The sequence below is a fragment of the Staphylococcus sp. EG-SA-15 genome, from assembly GCF_017151895.1.
Classification (GTDB): domain Bacteria; phylum Bacillota; class Bacilli; order Staphylococcales; family Staphylococcaceae; genus Staphylococcus; species Staphylococcus aureus.
The window spans coordinates 37,013-53,254 of record NZ_JACVZN010000001.1; the positions used below are offsets into that span (position 1 = coordinate 37,013).

At 32.5% G+C, this 16,242-nt stretch carries 12 protein-coding genes and 1 riboswitch; of the genes, 2 read left to right on the plus strand and 10 right to left on the minus strand.

Annotation, left to right across the window (positions count from 1 at the left end; all coding sequences use genetic code 11):
- Positions 1-112: 112 nt before the first annotated feature.
- The 7 genes from IDG64_RS00210 to IDG64_RS00240 form a co-directional block, all read right to left on the minus strand.
- Positions 113-1,624: a bifunctional metallophosphatase/5'-nucleotidase gene (locus IDG64_RS00210; protein WP_000414178.1), complete on the minus strand. Its 1,512-nt coding sequence runs from the start codon at positions 1,622-1,624 to the stop codon at positions 113-115.
- A gap of 138 nt (positions 1,625-1,762) precedes the next feature.
- Complete coding sequence (locus IDG64_RS00215; RefSeq protein WP_000021864.1) at positions 1,763-3,121, minus strand: TrkH family potassium uptake protein; 1,359 nt, start codon at positions 3,119-3,121, stop codon at positions 1,763-1,765.
- A 16-nt stretch (positions 3,122-3,137) separates the two neighbouring features.
- Positions 3,138-5,462, minus strand: a complete 2,325-nt coding sequence (locus IDG64_RS00220; protein WP_016169326.1) for a S1C family serine protease — start codon at positions 5,460-5,462, stop codon at positions 3,138-3,140.
- A 218-nt stretch (positions 5,463-5,680) separates the two neighbouring features.
- A complete protein-coding gene (locus tag IDG64_RS00225; RefSeq protein ID WP_000928413.1) occupies positions 5,681-6,484 on the minus strand; it encodes a TerC family protein in 804 nt (267 codons plus the stop codon).
- 74 nt (positions 6,485-6,558) lie between these two features.
- Positions 6,559-6,666, minus strand: a riboswitch (yybP-ykoY riboswitch).
- A 119-nt stretch (positions 6,667-6,785) separates the two neighbouring features.
- A complete protein-coding gene (locus tag IDG64_RS00230; protein WP_001049951.1) occupies positions 6,786-8,348 on the minus strand; it encodes a peptide chain release factor 3 in 1,563 nt (520 codons plus the stop codon).
- The gene (locus tag IDG64_RS00235; protein WP_000608862.1) at positions 8,348-8,599 is read right to left on the minus strand and encodes a YueH family protein; all 252 of its coding nucleotides are present in this window, start codon (positions 8,597-8,599) and stop codon (positions 8,348-8,350) included. The genes IDG64_RS00230 and IDG64_RS00235 overlap by 1 nt, the downstream gene beginning before the upstream one ends.
- Positions 8,589-10,073, minus strand: a complete 1,485-nt coding sequence (locus IDG64_RS00240) for a UDP-N-acetylmuramoyl-L-alanyl-D-glutamate--L-lysine ligase (protein ID WP_000340119.1) — start codon at positions 10,071-10,073, stop codon at positions 8,589-8,591. Before IDG64_RS00240 ends, IDG64_RS00235 begins: the two co-directional genes overlap by 11 nt.
- 432 nt (positions 10,074-10,505) lie before the next feature.
- On the opposite strand from IDG64_RS00240, the gene IDG64_RS00245 reads away from it, so the two are divergent.
- Positions 10,506-11,681, plus strand: coding sequence for a diglucosyl diacylglycerol synthase (locus IDG64_RS00245; protein WP_000258650.1), 1,176 nt, complete (start codon positions 10,506-10,508; stop codon positions 11,679-11,681).
- The gene (gene ltaA, locus IDG64_RS00250; protein ID WP_001154233.1) at positions 11,659-12,849 is read left to right on the plus strand and encodes a lipoteichoic acid biosynthesis MFS flippase LtaA; all 1,191 of its coding nucleotides are present in this window, start codon (positions 11,659-11,661) and stop codon (positions 12,847-12,849) included. Before IDG64_RS00245 ends, ltaA begins: the two co-directional genes overlap by 23 nt.
- Positions 12,850-12,961: 112 nt before the next feature.
- Here the strand turns inward: ltaA and IDG64_RS00255 are convergent, their stop codons facing one another.
- From IDG64_RS00255 to IDG64_RS00265, 3 genes are all read right to left on the minus strand, one after another.
- A complete protein-coding gene (locus IDG64_RS00255; RefSeq protein WP_000600392.1) occupies positions 12,962-13,471 on the minus strand; it encodes a YjcG family protein in 510 nt (169 codons plus the stop codon).
- A gap of 193 nt (positions 13,472-13,664) precedes the next feature.
- Complete coding sequence (locus tag IDG64_RS00260; RefSeq protein WP_000889184.1) at positions 13,665-14,423, minus strand: esterase family protein; 759 nt, start codon at positions 14,421-14,423, stop codon at positions 13,665-13,667.
- Positions 14,424-14,566: 143 nt separating this feature from the next.
- Entirely contained in the window at positions 14,567-16,135 is a 1,569-nt protein-coding gene (locus IDG64_RS00265; protein ID WP_000570688.1) for an alanine/glycine:cation symporter family protein, read from the minus strand.
- Positions 16,136-16,242: the final 107 nt, after the last annotated feature.

Genomic DNA, 16,242 nt, shown 5'->3' on the forward strand with positions numbered 1-16,242 from the left:
CACTGTTCTTTTATATCAATTTTAAAATTCTAAAAACCTTTCCTAGATAATCTTCTCTAAGAAAGGTTTTTATACTTGTTAAACTTATAATTAATTTATTACATAGCAATATTTACCTGTTTTTAACTACAAAATTATCACTACATGAAATACGATAATTCGGATCTCTTAACTTCTCTGCAATTAATGTACTCATTGTTTCATCGTATGATTCATGTATAATAGCATTTTTCAAATAATTCTTGTAGTTACGATAACAATAGTCAGTCATTGTAACTCTATAACTCTTAGTCAAATCAATTTGATCTAACATTACTCGTTGCCCAGGTTCTTGATTCATATCAATCTCATAATTGAATCCTTGCCACATTGTACATAACGTTTCATCAATAATTGTTAAGCTTAATTGCTCGTTAACAAAATCTAAATGTGAATAACTATACTCCAATATATCTTTGATATTTTGACCACTAATTGTCATATCCATTGGCTTATCTGGATATGGGTATGCATGATACAAATCTTCATTTCGAATCTGTCCACTCAACCCCTTCTCTCCGTTCATAGGCACGTGGACACATGTTATATCATTATCAAATGCAAGGTGAATTGCATCATGTAATAATTGCGAAAATGGATGTGTTTGACAGACTAAATCTTGTAACCCATTTACTGATAACATCAAACCTTTATCACTTATGATTTCCTGTGACCAATAAGCCACTGCTTTTCTATCATAGAATGTTAAATCTAATAATTCTTGATCCTCTTCATACTCATTTAAGTCAATCACTTTAGAATCAATGCTTTCAACATCATAAGTTGTTGTTCTCTTTTTAAAATTAATCGAAAGATGTACAAGCTCTTTGGCATCTTGACCAGCCTGAACATAATACGTTTCATGATCTTGACCTACTATTGTTTGATGCTGATGAGCTGTAATCATTAAATCTATAACACCGAGTTCTTCCATTAATTTTTCAGCTTCATTCGAACTTGCCTTTTTATTTTTCGTACTATTACTAATTTTATTCAATCCACCATGATAAATTACAATCAAAAAATCTGGCTCTTCAACTTCATGGATATATCTAATCCAACGTTTTGATGCCACTAATGTCTTTTCAATAGATACATCTTGCTCCATTTCAGAATACTCATTTTCCATTAAACCATCTGCTGTGACGCCTACGATAGCAATTTTTAAGTCACCAAAATGTTTAATACAATATGGAGTTGAAAAATAAGGCTCCTTAGTAACATTGTATTCAATATTTGCTGATAACCATGGAAAACGTGCCAAAGCAATTGAACGAGTTAAAAATGATAAACCAAACTTGAATTCACTTGGACTCACACCGCTAGCATCATAATGCATTCTGTTCATTAACTTTATCATTGGATGTCGTTTATAAGGTGCAACAATAGCATAATAATAGGCCGCTAACGAGCCAGCTAAACTTCCGCCACTATCTAATAAAATGACGCGATGATTTTGTGCTCTTACTTGGTTAACATAAGTACCAGCTCTATAAATATTTGAACCATAATCACCATTTAAGAAATGACTATGCATATCTGACGTAGTTAAAATCTCTACATTAATGTTTTCATTTTTTTCCATCATGTTACACCTCTCATTGTTACTAGTTTACCATTTTCGAAACCAATCGTCTTATAAAATAAGTTAAAAATACAAACTAAAAAAGCAATCTAAGTTCCAGTTAAAATCTACATTAACTAAACTTAGATTGCTATTATATTATCCTATTTGAATACGTTCTTTTGGATAATGGAATTTATCTGGTTCTCGACGTCCTGCTATCATAATGATAAATGATATTAAGCCAACACGTCCTATAAACATGAGTATCATTAGTACGACCTTAGAAATATCACTAATATCACTTGTGACACCAAGCGATAGTCCACAAGTTCCAAATGCAGACATGACTTCAAAAAATACTTGTAAAAATGTAAGCTTACCATTTTCAGTAGCTGATATAATTAGCATTCCTAAAAATGTTAAAATTGTCGCCATTGTAAATACTGCAAATGAACGTTGAATATCCATAATGTGTACTTCTCTATTGTAAACTTTAATGGATGTTTTATCGGCATTATTACTAAAGTTAATTAAAAACAAAATTAAAATAGCGAAAGTTGTTGTACGAATACCGCCACCAACCGAACTTGGCGAAGATCCTATAAACATTAAAATACCCATGATAATATTAGTGGGGTCACTTAGTGTTGTCACATCAATTGTTTGAAGACCCGCACTTCTTGTAGTCGCTGATTGAAACAGCGAATAGAATAACGATTGATGCCAACTTAAACCTTTGAACGCATGGTTATGTTCAAATAATAGAATGGCTAATACCCCAACAATAAATAGGAATAAATATGTTGATGTCGTAATTTTAGTAAATAATGAAAATCTAAAATTAGTAACCCTATTTTGAATATAAGCTTTAACTTCTAATAATACTGGGAAGCCGATTGATCCTAAAATTATTAAAAATATAACTATCGCTTGTACAAAATAATCATGTGCATAAGGAATTAATGACTTACCTGTAATATCTAATCCACCATTGGTAGTGGCAGAAATAGAAACAAAAACACCTTGCATGATTGCATATTTTAAATCTGGATTATCTCGATAAAAGTAAAATGCTAATAACATGGCTCCTACGAGTTCGATTACAAATATTGATTTTACAATATCAATAATCAATTTGACGGTACCACTCATAGTGTTTTTGTTATTATCTAACATAATTAACTGACGTTCTCTAATTCCAATATGTTTACCTAGTACCACCCATAACATCGTACCAATTGCCATGACGCCAATTCCACCAATATTTAATATCACGAGGATAATTAATTGTCCAAATGTAGAATAGGTATCGACAATACTTATCGGAGACAATCCAGTAACACTAATTCCGGATACGGCAACAAATAATGTGTCAATTGGATTTACTTCTACACCTGGTTTATGAACATACGGTAAGTTTAATAATAAAAATGCAATGACAATTGCGACGATATAGTACAATACAATACCTTGTTGAGGGCTTGATCTTTTTAAAAACTGGCTAAAAATTGACACGTTGTTCACCTCAACATTATTTTAGTTTAATATTAATTTTTTTCTCTTTACCATCTCTATAAATCTTCGCTGTAATTGATTTCAAGTCATCTTTATGACTAAATATAATCTGCCTAAAGCGTAAATCATCTTCTAAAAGTTTGCCATCTAATTCAGTAATTACATCACCTTTTTTCAGACCAGATTGATCTGCTAAACCATTGTTGTCAACTTGATCTACAACAACACCGTTCTTAACTTTTCCTGGCAATTTAACTGCTTGTCTTTCAAAACTATTTAGACTGGCAATATTCTTCATTTTAACACCTACATCGGGATAGTCAATTTTACCTTTTGTTTCTAAATCTTTTACAATCTTTTGTACTTCATTAACAGGTATTGCAAATGACATATTTTCAACGTTTGGCATACTAATTTTAGCTGCAACTACACCTATTAATTTTCCTTCTCTATTGACGACAGCACCACCCGAGTTACCTGGATTTACTGATGCATCAATTTGGAAAGCTTTCATCAACATATCATATTTATTATCTTTATCGAAATCAATAGGAACATTTCTGTTCAGACCTGAAATAATACCTTCTGTCACAGTGCCTTTAAAGTCTACACCAAGTGGATTACCTACGACTAATATTGGCTCTCCTAACACTAAATTATTTGAATCTCCAATAGCTATCTCTTTCACTGAACTGTCTGAAGAAGTTGCTTTAACAACAGCTAAATCTGACCATTTATCTTTACCAAGCACTTTCCCAACAACACTTTTATTATTCGAGAAAGTTATTTTTTGATTTTCTTTATCACCGACAACGTGTGCATTCGTAACAATATATAACGTATCTCCAGATTTTTTATATACAACACCTGATCCCACTTCGTCTTGAGATGCTTTATCTTTAGGTAATGATGAATCTTTTGATGTTTCATTTTCAACTGTAACGACCGATTTAACTGTGTTATTGGCATTTTTCATCGTTGTCGTATATTTTTGAGCATCTGCATCATTATTATCATTCATGCGATCATTTTTGTTCACATTATTAAAAATGGCATTCAAAATAACAATTAGAATAATAATACCCATTAGAATAACTAATTTAGGCCAATACATCATCCAAAACTTTTTCAAAATGTCACTATAATTATTATTCGTAGCGCGCCCTTTGTTCAATTTTGATGTAGCCTTTTTTTGATTATTATTTGCCGATGTCTTTGTATTTGTTTTTTGACCGTTTAATTTATCATGGTCATTAATAGAAATATTTCTTTTTTCAGTGCTACGATGAGATGCAGTTGACTGACTTTGATATCCCACCGTTTCAGACGAGTCTGCATTTTGTTTATGTTTATCTTCAACATGAATTTTTTCATCAAGTTTTCGATCGTCATCTGTTTTTGATAATGATGGTGTATTGATATCATTATCAGGATTATCGTCAACAATATGATTTTCTCTCATGACGTTATCTTTATCATCACTTATCGATGGTATATGATGACTTAAATCATTTTCATGATTAGACTTGTCATTTTGTTCGCTATCACCATATGTATAGGTTTTTGTTTGCTCATTTTGACTTTGCTGTCTTTTCAATTTCTGTTCTTCCGGTAAAGTTAATGGCTTCTGATTATTTACTTCATCATCAGATTCCGACAATTTTGGTACTGTATTTGATTTGTCTGATATTACTTCAGATTTCAGATTACTACTTTTATTTCCATCTGAACTGTCTTTTTTTATTTTCTCTGTCTGCATCGAGCTGTCTGAATCAGTTCTTGAAGACTCAGAATCAATTCTAGTCTCTTTATCATGTTCTGAAGGTTTAGAAAGTACATGTTGCTCTTCATGACCAACTTTGTTTTTATCTGAACTTAGCTTTCTCATTTCAGTTGATTCTACTTTATCGGTTGATTTAGTTGATAAAGTCGCTTCAGAATTTTGCTCATAATATTTTGATTTCTCTGTATCTTGGTCCACTGAATCTAATGAATTTTGTTTTTTAGATACATCGTCTGTTAAATAATGATCTCTGTTATATGCTGACTTACTATCCTGATTACTTTTACTTTCTTCAGCTTTATTCTCATTAACATCACGGTTTCTCTGTTCTAAATGCGATGATAAACTATTTTTAAAACGTTCGTGCTTATCAATTGAATCTTTATGTATTTGCTTATCTGCTTTTTTTGATGTTGTATTATCTATATTTTGTTTATCTTGATGTTGATTTAAATTTTCTTCTCTGTCTTCGTTGTGGAAGAATTCACGACGCTTACGTCGGTACTGACTTTTAGGAATTACATGTTTTTTACCAATATCCACTAATGTCCACTCCATTCAATAAAATCACTTATCATTATGACACATTAACACCTAATTTGCTTTAAAATCTATATAATTTCTATTGAAAAAATGCTAAATATAAAAGGCACATTTTCTTAATACTATATCGCATCTTTTGATTCACATTCTTCAAAATCCATTTTTCATAAATCACTCAATTAAATGAAAAAGGACAACCTTAAACTAAATTAAGATTGTCCGCTTCACATCAATTATTTATGCGATTTTTTATTTTTAACAACTGAACCTAACCAACCGATAATTACTAATCCAATTAGTACTGTCCAGAAAATAGATTGCCATAATACGCCATGTGGGAAGTGCTCAGGCAATACAGCGATGTCTGGGTGCGCTAATACCATGACAACTAATTTAACACCTACCCAACCAACGATCGCGAAGGCTGCACCTTCAAGTCCTGGATATTTGTTTAATAGCTCTACAAACCATGTTGCTGCATAACGCATTAGAATAACACCAATCATTCCACCTAGGAACATGACTACGAACTGACCTAAGTCCATACCACCAAAGTGAATACCAACTTTAGGAAGTGTTACAGCAATAGCTAAAGCAGCAAGCATAGAATCAATGGCAAATGCGATATCTGCAAATTCTATTTTCAACACAGTTCCCCAGAATGATTTGTTACTTGCTTTAATCTCTTCACCAGATTCATCATAATGATGATCATCTCCAGCTTCAGGACTTTCAATTTCTGGGTGTTTAAAGAACTGCCACAGATTTTTGATTGACATATAAATTAAGTAAACCGCTCCTGCAGCTTGAATAAACCAAAAGTTCGCGATAATACTAATTAAGAATAATGCTAAAAATCTAAATACAAATGCACCTAACAAACCGTAAAACAAAGCTTTTTTACGTTGTTCGGGTGGTAAGTGCTTAACCATTACAGCCATAACAATCGCGTTATCTGCTGCTAATAAGCCTTCTAAAAATACTAAAACGACAAGTACCCATAAATAAGGTAAGATCAAACTTGGATCCATTAACATGTACAACTCCTTTAAATAAATAAGTTAAGTACAAACAAAAAGACCTATGCTAAATAAATAGCAAAGGTCTCACTAAGCAATTTAAATTGCCCACTTTACCGGAAGATATCTTCGTAATGACGATAAAGTGTCGAATCATTTATACGGTCATGATTCTTAAGTTACTCCCCTCTGACAAAATGCCATAGGTTATTCATTTGATACATCATAGTATACCTTTTTCTTTTAAAATATACAATTTATTTTTCTTCAACGAAACAATTATTTTTAATGTAACAAATTCGATTATACAATTGAGCTGTTAAAGTAAACTATACAATTTAATTTCAGGGAATTTCTCTTCAAACCATCTTGTTGCAAATTCATTTTCAAATAAGAATACTAAATCGTCATATCTATCTTTCACTAAAATCGATCTTGATGTGTTCATCTTATCTGTAATTTGGTCTTCATTTTCAATCCAACGTGCAATTTTACGGCCTACTGGCTCCATAACAACATCAACATTATATTCGTTTTTCATTCTATGTTCGAAAACTTCAAATTGTAACTGACCAACAGCACCTAAAATAATTTGGTTTGTGTGTAATGTTTTATAGTATTGAATCGCACCTTCTTGTACTAATTGTTCAATACCTTTATGGAAATGCTTCTGTTTCATGACGTTTTTAGCAGAAACTTTCATAAAAATTTCTGGCGTAAATTGTGGTAAATCTTGGAAACTGTAGGTTTGTTTTCCACCAACTAAAGTATCTCCAATTTGATAATTACCAGTATCATATAGTCCAATGATATCGCCTGCTACAGCATGATTCACAGTTTCTTTATCGTCTGCCATAAATGACGTTGAACGTGTGATCTTTTGCTTTTTATTAGTACGTTGCAAAGTAACATCCATACCACGTTCAAATGCACCACTAACGACACGCATAAAGGCAATTCTATCACGGTGTTTAGGGTCCATGTTGGCTTGAATTTTAAAGATAAATCCTGAAAATGAATCATCAAACGGGCTTACTTCAACGTCTTCTTTTGTTTGTCTCGCATTTGGCATTGGCGCAAAATCAACATATGCATTTAAGAAATTTTGTACACCAAAGTTAGCTAAAGCTGAACCGAAAAATACAGGTGTTAAGTCTCCACTCAACAGCGCGTCATTATCAAAGGCTTCACCCGCTTCTTCAACCAACATTAATTCTTCAATCGCTTGTTCAAAAGCACTATCATTTGTAATTGCATGATCTTCTTCCAACTCAAAATCATCATTCAAATGTAATATATTTTCTTCATCTCTAAATGGTTCAATTGTTTTAGACTTTCTATCAATGATGCCAAAGAAACTTTGTCCCATACCAATTGGCCAATTCATAGGGTATGTTTCAATATTTAATGTCTCTTCGATTTCATCTAATAATTCAAATGGTTCTTTACCTACTCGGTCTAATTTATTAATGAATGTAAAGATTGGAATACCACGCATTTTACAAACTTTAAATAACTTCAATGTTTGTGGTTCAATACCTTTTGCACAGTCTATGACCATGACAGCACTGTCAACTGCCATTAATGTTCTATACGTATCTTCTGAAAAGTCTTCATGTCCTGGTGTATCTAAGATATTGATTTTATAATCATCGTAATCAAATTGCATTACTGAACTAGTTACAGAAATACCACGCTCTTGTTCAACTTTCATCCAGTCACTTGTCGCAAATTTACCAGTCTTCTTCCCTTTAACTGTACCCGCTTCACGAATAGCACCACTGAAGTACAATAGTTTTTCAGTTAACGTTGTTTTCCCTGCATCGGGATGTGAAATAATCGCAAAAGTCTTTCTAGACTCAACTTCTTGCTTTAAGTTCATTAGTCTTTCTCCTTTTTATATGTTTCTATCCAATCTGTTAGTTGTGATGCAATCGATTCTGCCTCTTCCTCTTCTTTAAAAACAAACAATTGCATGAGTATTGCTTCAAAACAAGTTTCTTCATCTAATGTCATTGCCATCTGATATGACCAAAACCAATCTGGTATAGCAATGATTATCTGGTTATTTAATGCTTCGAATAAATAAACATCAATAGTTTTACCTTCATCAATAAATCTTTTATTGATCAACAGGGCCACCACCGAACTTTTTGTAAGCTGCTTCAAGGCCAATTAAATCATCTCGATGTGGCACCTTAATATGCCCTGGCATGATTTGATATGGTTCTCTTCCTTTTGATGCTAAAACGACAGTATCCCCAGGCTCAGCTATGTCAATTGCATGTTTTATCCCTTCTGCACGATCATCAAATTCAATATAGTTTTGATGTGTTGCACCTTTGGCTAATTCTGCCGTTAACATTTTCGGGTCATCATTTGCCGGATTATCCGGTGTGAAAATGACATAATCTGCACGACAGGCAACTCGCCCCATTTCAGGCGTTTTAGTTAAATCACGTTCGCCTGCCATACCAACTAAAAATATCAACTTTTGCTTTACAAAAGGCTGTACTGCATCGATTAATTTGTTCATACCATCAGCTGTATGTGCATAATCGATAATTAAATCAATAGGTAACGAAGGATCTAAAACTTCTAATCGCCCTTCAACAGGTTCTAAATTTTCAACAGCTTTAATAATCGTTTCTAAAGATGTACCTTTACTCCACACCGCAATCATTGCCGCCATAATATTAGAAATATTAAACTTACCAACATAAGGCGATTTTACTGGGTAAGTTCCAAAAGGCGTTACAAAATCAAAGCTGACACCTTGTAAAGATTCTTGAATATTTTTAGCCATAAATTGGGCTTCCTCATCAATTCCATAACTAAATACTTCATAAGGCGTCACTGTTCTTAAATACTCAGAAAATGAATCGTCATTGTTTAACACGACATACTTTTCTTTCGACAAATCTTCACCTAATTGACTAAACAATAAAGACTTCGCGTGTCCGTATGCTTCCATTGTGCCATGAAAATCTAAATGGTCTTGTGTTAAATTTGAAAATATTGCAACGTCAAATTCAACGCCTCGCAGTCGTCCTAATACTAAGCCATGGCTTGATACTTCTAATGTCATAGATTCAGCGCCTGCATCAACTGCTTCTTTAATTTTCTTAGTTAAAGAAACTGTTTCTGGTGTCGTATTTGCACCTTTTGTCTTTGTTTCATTAATTTGGAAACCATTAGTTCCTAAATATGCACTATTTTTTTGTAACTTTCTTTGAATTAAATGAATCATCGTCGCAATAGAAGTTTTACCATTTGTACCCGTTACACCAAATGTCACTAACTGATGACTCGGATAATCATATAATGTGTGTGCTAGAATACTAGCTACTCTTAATGTGTCCGGCACAACCACTTGTGTTACGTTAGCTGGTAATGATTGTTCTTTATTGACCACTACCAACTTACACCCTTGATCAGCTACATTTTGACAGAACTTATGACTGTCTACAGTATATCCAACTGAAGCGACAAAAATGCTACCTTCTCTCGCTGTACGTGAATCAGTAGTGATATCATCTATTTGTTGTTCTAAAGAACCCAATACACGCTTTACTTTTACTTTCTTAAACAACGTACTTGCATCCAAACTGAACCGCTCCTTTTTCTACAATATGTTTATTATACACGTTTTGTTGATGTTAATAAATTTATAATTTCACTGTTATATCCTACTAATCAGCATTTTCTAATTTCTACTATTAAAAATAAAACATACGGTATTATGAATTAGTTTTACAATTATGGCTCATCTTAAATTATTAAAACCATCTTGTAACATGGTATAATATCATAATTGTTTCCAAAAATATGCTATAATTGTATACTGGATAATTTTAAATATACAAATAAAACATAGAACAATAAATTGCTTTATAAAATAACGTTTTATTTTGTATCAATTCATCTATTGATTAAAATTGCTATAAATGTAACGACTTTGCGTCTTTATTTCTTTTATAATGCCGTAAAATAAGTTACACTTAAATAAAATTTTCAAACTAACGGAGGGTGGCTATTAATGGTTACTCAAAATAAAAAGATATTGATTATTACTGGCTCATTCGGTAACGGTCATATGCAAGTTACACAGAGTATCGTTAATCAACTTAATGATATGAATCTAGACCATTTAAGCGTCATTGAGCACGATTTATTTATGGAAGCTCATCCAATTTTGACTTCTATTTGTAAAAAATGGTATATCAATAGCTTTAAATATTTTAGAAATATGTACAAAGGGTTTTATTACAGCCGCCCAGATAAACTAGACAAATGTTTTTACAAATACTATGGACTTAATAAGTTAATTAATTTATTGATAAAAGAAAAGCCAGATTTAATATTATTAACGTTTCCTACACCAGTTATGTCGGTACTAACTGAGCAATTTAACATTAATATTCCAGTTGCTACAGTGATGACAGACTATCGCTTACATAAAAACTGGATTACGCCGTATTCAACAAGATATTATGTGGCAACAAAAGAAACGAAACAAGACTTCATAGACGTAGGTATTGATCCTTCAACAGTTAAAGTGACAGGTATTCCTATTGATAACAAATTTGAAACGCCTATTAATCAAAAGCAGTGGTTAATAGACAACAACTTAGATCCAGATAAGCAAACTATTTTAATGTCAGCTGGTGCATTTGGTGTATCTAAAGGTTTTGACACGATGATTACTGATATATTAGCGAAAAGTGCAAATGCACAAGTAGTTATGATTTGTGGTAAGAGCAAAGAGCTAAAGCGTTCTTTAACAGCTAAGTTTAAATCTAACGAGAATGTATTGATTCTAGGTTATACCAAACACATGAATGAATGGATGGCATCAAGTCAACTTATGATTACGAAACCTGGTGGTATCACAATAACTGAAGGTTTCGCCCGTTGTATTCCAATGATTTTCCTAAATCCTGCACCTGGTCAAGAGCTTGAAAATGCCCTTTACTTTGAAGAAAAAGGTTTTGGTAAAATCGCTGATACTCCAGAAGAAGCAATAAAAATTGTAGCAAGTTTAACTAACGGTAATGAGCAATTAACTAACATGATTAGTACAATGGAACAAGATAAAATTAAGTATGCTACACAGACAATATGTCGAGACTTACTTGATTTAATCGGTCATTCATCACAACCACAAGAGATTTATGGAAAGGTTCCTTTATATGCAAGATTCTTCGTTAAATAATTACGCTAATCATAAAAATTTCATTTTAATGCTTATTATCTTATTTTTAATGGAATTTGCGAGAGGCATGTATATCCTAAGCTATATTAATTTCTTGCCAACAGTTACAACCATTGCTGTAGCAATAACGTCTCTAGCATTTTCAATACATTTTATTGCTGATGCATCTACAAACTTTGTTATAGGATTTTTACTGAAAAAATTCGGCACAAAAATCGTTTTAACGACTGGATTTATTTTAGCATTTACAAGTTTATTTTTAGTTATTTGGTTTCCAGCATCACCTTTTGTAATCATATTTAGTGCTATGATGCTCGGTATTGCAGTTAGTCCTATTTGGGTCATTATGTTATCCAGTGTTGAAGAAGATAAACGTGGCAAACAAATGGGCTATGTTTATTTTTCATGGTTGTTAGGCCTATTGGTAGGTATGGTTTTTATGAATCTACTTATCAAAGTGCACCCAACACGCTTTGCCTTCATGATGTCTTTAGTCGTTTTAATTGCATGGATATTATATTATTTTGTCGATGTAAAGTTAACAAATTATAATACTCGTCCAGTTAAAGCTCAATTGAGACAAATTGTTGATGTGACAAAGCGCCATTTATTGTTGTTCCCTGGTATTCTTTTACAAGGTGCCGCAATTGCTGCCCTAGTTCCTATATTACCAACATATGCTACTAAGGTTATTAACGTAAGCACAATTGAATATACTGTTGCAATCATTATTGGTGGTATCGGCTGTGCAGTTTCGATGCTATTTTTATCGAAACTAATAGATAACCGCAGCAGAAACTTTATGTATGGTGTTATTCTAAGCGGATTTATTTTATACATGATATTAATTTTTACTCTATCTATGATTGTTAATATTCACATCTTGTGGATTATCGCTTTAGCTATCGGTCTAATGTATGGCATCTTATTACCAGCATGGAATACCTTTATGGCACGATTTATCAAATCAGATGAACAAGAAGAAACTTGGGGTGTTTTTAATAGTATCCAAGGATTCGGCTCAATGATAGGGCCATTATTTGGCGGATTAATTACACAATTTACCAACAATTTAAACAATACATTTTATTTCTCGGCATTAATCTTTTTAGTCTTAGCTGTATTTTATGGAAGCTACTTTATAGTAAATAGAGAAAAAGCTAAGTAAGGTTAAAACGTATTTTAAAATAAAGAAAATGGTCATTTTTATTACATTCAATAAAAATGACCATTTTCTTATTAATTCAAACATACTACGATTAACAATACTATTATGTTACTTAAGCTAATTTAAACGTTTCAATAACTTTCCATTTATCTTCGTCATCGTCAAAACGTAACAAAGTTAATTCATCGATAATTTCTTTATGGTCTACCCCAGCTAATGCTACTTGACCAAAAATATCTTCGAATTCTTGGCTAGATAGTCCTTGTGCTATTGTAAAGTGTGGCACAAAAACATGTTCAGCTTCTCCATAGAAATCTTCTCCATTAAAGCGATTAAACAATTCTTCTAAGTCGTCCGTCTTCGCAACTTTAAAGTAAATCACATTGTTCGTTGGTTTGAAGCTAGAAGCTTTTGTAGCATGAACTTCTACTGCTGGTATACCATTAATACGAGCTCTAACCTGTTCAATGACAGAATCTAAATCACCATCTTTAATTTCAAATGGCGCTTTAATTGTCACATGTGGTTTAATTCGTGAATACTGTTTATCATATCTTTTACGGTAAGAATCCACCGCTTCTTGAAATGACTTTGATGGAATTAATGCTAATCCTAAAATCATCTGAATTCCTCCTTTGTTTAACCTATTGCTATTATATCAAATTTCTTTGAAAACCGTTACATTAAAAATAATTCATTATACATCTTTTGCAATTTCGTCAAATTTAAATTAAATTAAACAGTAAAATCTTTTATAAATTATATTATAGACCAGACTATATGAAGACAATTCATACTAAATCTACTAATGTAAATTATTCATAAAGTTGATCATCTGTGTTTTTACTTAAAAAATACAATAATATATCTGACAGCAATGGTTTCCAATCTTTCCATTGGTGACCACCATCAAATTCATCGTAATAATAAGTTATATTATATTTCTTAATTTGTTCAGCTAATTCTCTATTCGGTGTTAAGAAATCGGCACGCTTACCATTTGTTGGTAAAGTAAAATCTTTTTCATCTAGACCAATGACATGCCAAATTGTCAATTGTTCTTTATTTGCACATTGATTTAGCTTATCTAATACTTTGTCATCTGAATGTGGACTTAACATTGCTACACGACTAAAAATCGTTGGATAGGTCAACGCCGTTAATAAGGCAATACTACCCGCTAAACTATCCCCTACTAATAACCTTGCATTACCTACTTTCAGTGTAGAAAACGTCGAGTCAATAAATGGCAATATTTCTTTACCGACTGATTGAATAGTTAAATGAGAACGACTTCCTTGTGGATGAAATTCCTCCCTACGCTTATCAACGTCTTCATAATGGAATCCGACAATGATCGCATCATCAATACGCGCTTCTTTGATTAACGATTCATATGTACGTTGTATTCTCCCGAAACGCAAAAAATCTAATCCGTCAAAGCAAAGAATGACATTATATTTAACAAGTTGATTATAAGATTCTGGTAAATAAATACTTAGTGTGACATCTCTATTTAAAATATCACTATATAAAACAAGTTTATTAATCTTTCCAGCTTTAAATTCCAACATAAAAAAGTGCCCCCTAGTAATTGTATTATTATTGTACCAAGAGACACTATATTTTAAAATTCAAATTTCTGAGCACCTAAAATTATCAATGCTGTTTCTTTTTTTATCAAATGATCACTACATATACTATAAACAAAAGTAGATTACTTTTTGGTACGTGCTTGTTTTAAACGTTCTGGATACGTCTTCAACCAAAAGACAGCATTAGGTAATTTATTCGGATCAGGTTGATAAACTGCATTATAACCGTTGCCTAAACGTTTCTTTTGAATTTCATAATCTTTTAAAGCATTTACGGCAGGCTTATGTAAAATCCAAATCGCAATGATATTTAACCAAGCCATTAGACCTACACCTAAATCACCGAATGCCCATGCTACATCAGCTGTTTTAACTGCACCGTAAAATGTAGCGAACAAAATAATCACACGAGCAATATTAATAAATATCGATGAAACTTGATTATTTTGATTACGCGTTAAATAAGCAACATTTGTTTCTGTAATGTAGTAGTACGACAAAATAGTAGTAAATGCAAAGAAGAATAAAGCAAATGCAATAAAGTATGAACCTACGCCAGAGAAAGTAGGATCAAATTGATAACCACTGCCATGGAACGCTTTATCAATGCCGGCTTGTGCATACATCGCAGTACCTGAATAATCTTTACCTGTTGCATTTTCAACATAAATACCGCCATCTTTAATTAAATGCGGTGTGCCATTCGCATTAACCGTACCATCAGTCACATTATATGTACCAGAAATAAGTATAATCAGAGCAGTTGCAGTACATACAAATAATGTATCAATATAAACTGAAAATGCTTGTACTAGACCTTGTTTACTTGGATGTGATACTTCTGCTGCCGCTGCTGCGTGTGGACCTGTACCTTGACCAGCCTCATTTGAGTATAATCCACGTTTAACACCAATCTCTATCATTGCGCCAACGATACCACCAAAAGCAGATTGTAATCCAAATGCTGATTTGAAAATTAATGCAAATAACGCTGGCACTTCTTGTATATTGATACAAATGATAATGACAGCCATCAGTATGTAAATAATTGCCATAAATGGTACAACGGCTGTTGCAACATTGGCAATACTACGTACACCACCAAAAATAATTAATCCCAAAATAACTACAACAATAGCACCCATTAACCATTGTGGAACATGAATCGCATTATGCATAGAACTTGCTATAGCGTTAGATTGCACACCAGGAAGCAATAGACCTACTGAGATAATCGTAACAATAGCAAAGATAATTCCGTAAATTTTACCAAATTTACCACCAATACCATATTCAATATAATACGCTGGTCCACCACGGTATTCATTATTTTCAACTCTCTTGAATATTTGACCAAGTGTAGATTCAATAAAAGCACTACTTGCACCTAAAAACGCAGTAATCCACATCCAAAATACTGCACCAGGTCCTCCTATAAATATTGCAGTAGATACACCGACAATATTACCTGTACCAACCCTGCCTGCTAAAGACATGGCTATCGCTTGAAAACTTGAAATACCATTAGGAGACTTCTCTCCTTGAAACATTAATCGAATCATTTCTTTAAAATGTCTAACTTGAAAAAATCGCATACGCAATGTAAATAGCACACCAGTAATTAGCAAACCATAAACTAATGGCTTACTCCAAACAACCTCATTTAAAAAGGTTACTAATTTTTCAATCATAAGATTCCCCCTATTGTTTAAACATAAAAATATTATACGATTAAGCACGAGACACTTCAATATATTTTTCAGAATATTCTTATAAATATTAATATGATCATTTCATT

Excerpts from the sequence above, each read along its gene's own strand:
- IDG64_RS00210 (WP_000414178.1), bottom strand. The coding sequence starts at position 1,624 with ATGGAAAAAAATGAAAACATTAATGTAGAGATTTTAACTACGTCAGAT.
- IDG64_RS00220 (WP_016169326.1), bottom strand. The coding sequence starts at position 5,462 with ATGGAGTGGACATTAGTGGATATTGGTAAAAAACATGTAATTCCTAAA.
- IDG64_RS00225 (WP_000928413.1), bottom strand. The coding sequence starts at position 6,484 with ATGTTAATGGATCCAAGTTTGATCTTACCTTATTTATGGGTACTTGTC.
- IDG64_RS00230 (WP_001049951.1), bottom strand. The coding sequence starts at position 8,348 with ATGAACTTAAAGCAAGAAGTTGAGTCTAGAAAGACTTTTGCGATTATT.
- IDG64_RS00245 (WP_000258650.1), top strand. The coding sequence starts at position 10,506 with ATGGTTACTCAAAATAAAAAGATATTGATTATTACTGGCTCATTCGGT.
- ltaA (WP_001154233.1), top strand. The coding sequence starts at position 11,659 with ATGCAAGATTCTTCGTTAAATAATTACGCTAATCATAAAAATTTCATT.
- IDG64_RS00255 (WP_000600392.1), bottom strand. The coding sequence starts at position 13,471 with ATGATTTTAGGATTAGCATTAATTCCATCAAAGTCATTTCAAGAAGCG.
- IDG64_RS00260 (WP_000889184.1), bottom strand. The coding sequence starts at position 14,423 with ATGTTGGAATTTAAAGCTGGAAAGATTAATAAACTTGTTTTATATAGT.
- IDG64_RS00265 (WP_000570688.1), bottom strand. The coding sequence starts at position 16,135 with ATGATTGAAAAATTAGTAACCTTTTTAAATGAGGTTGTTTGGAGTAAG.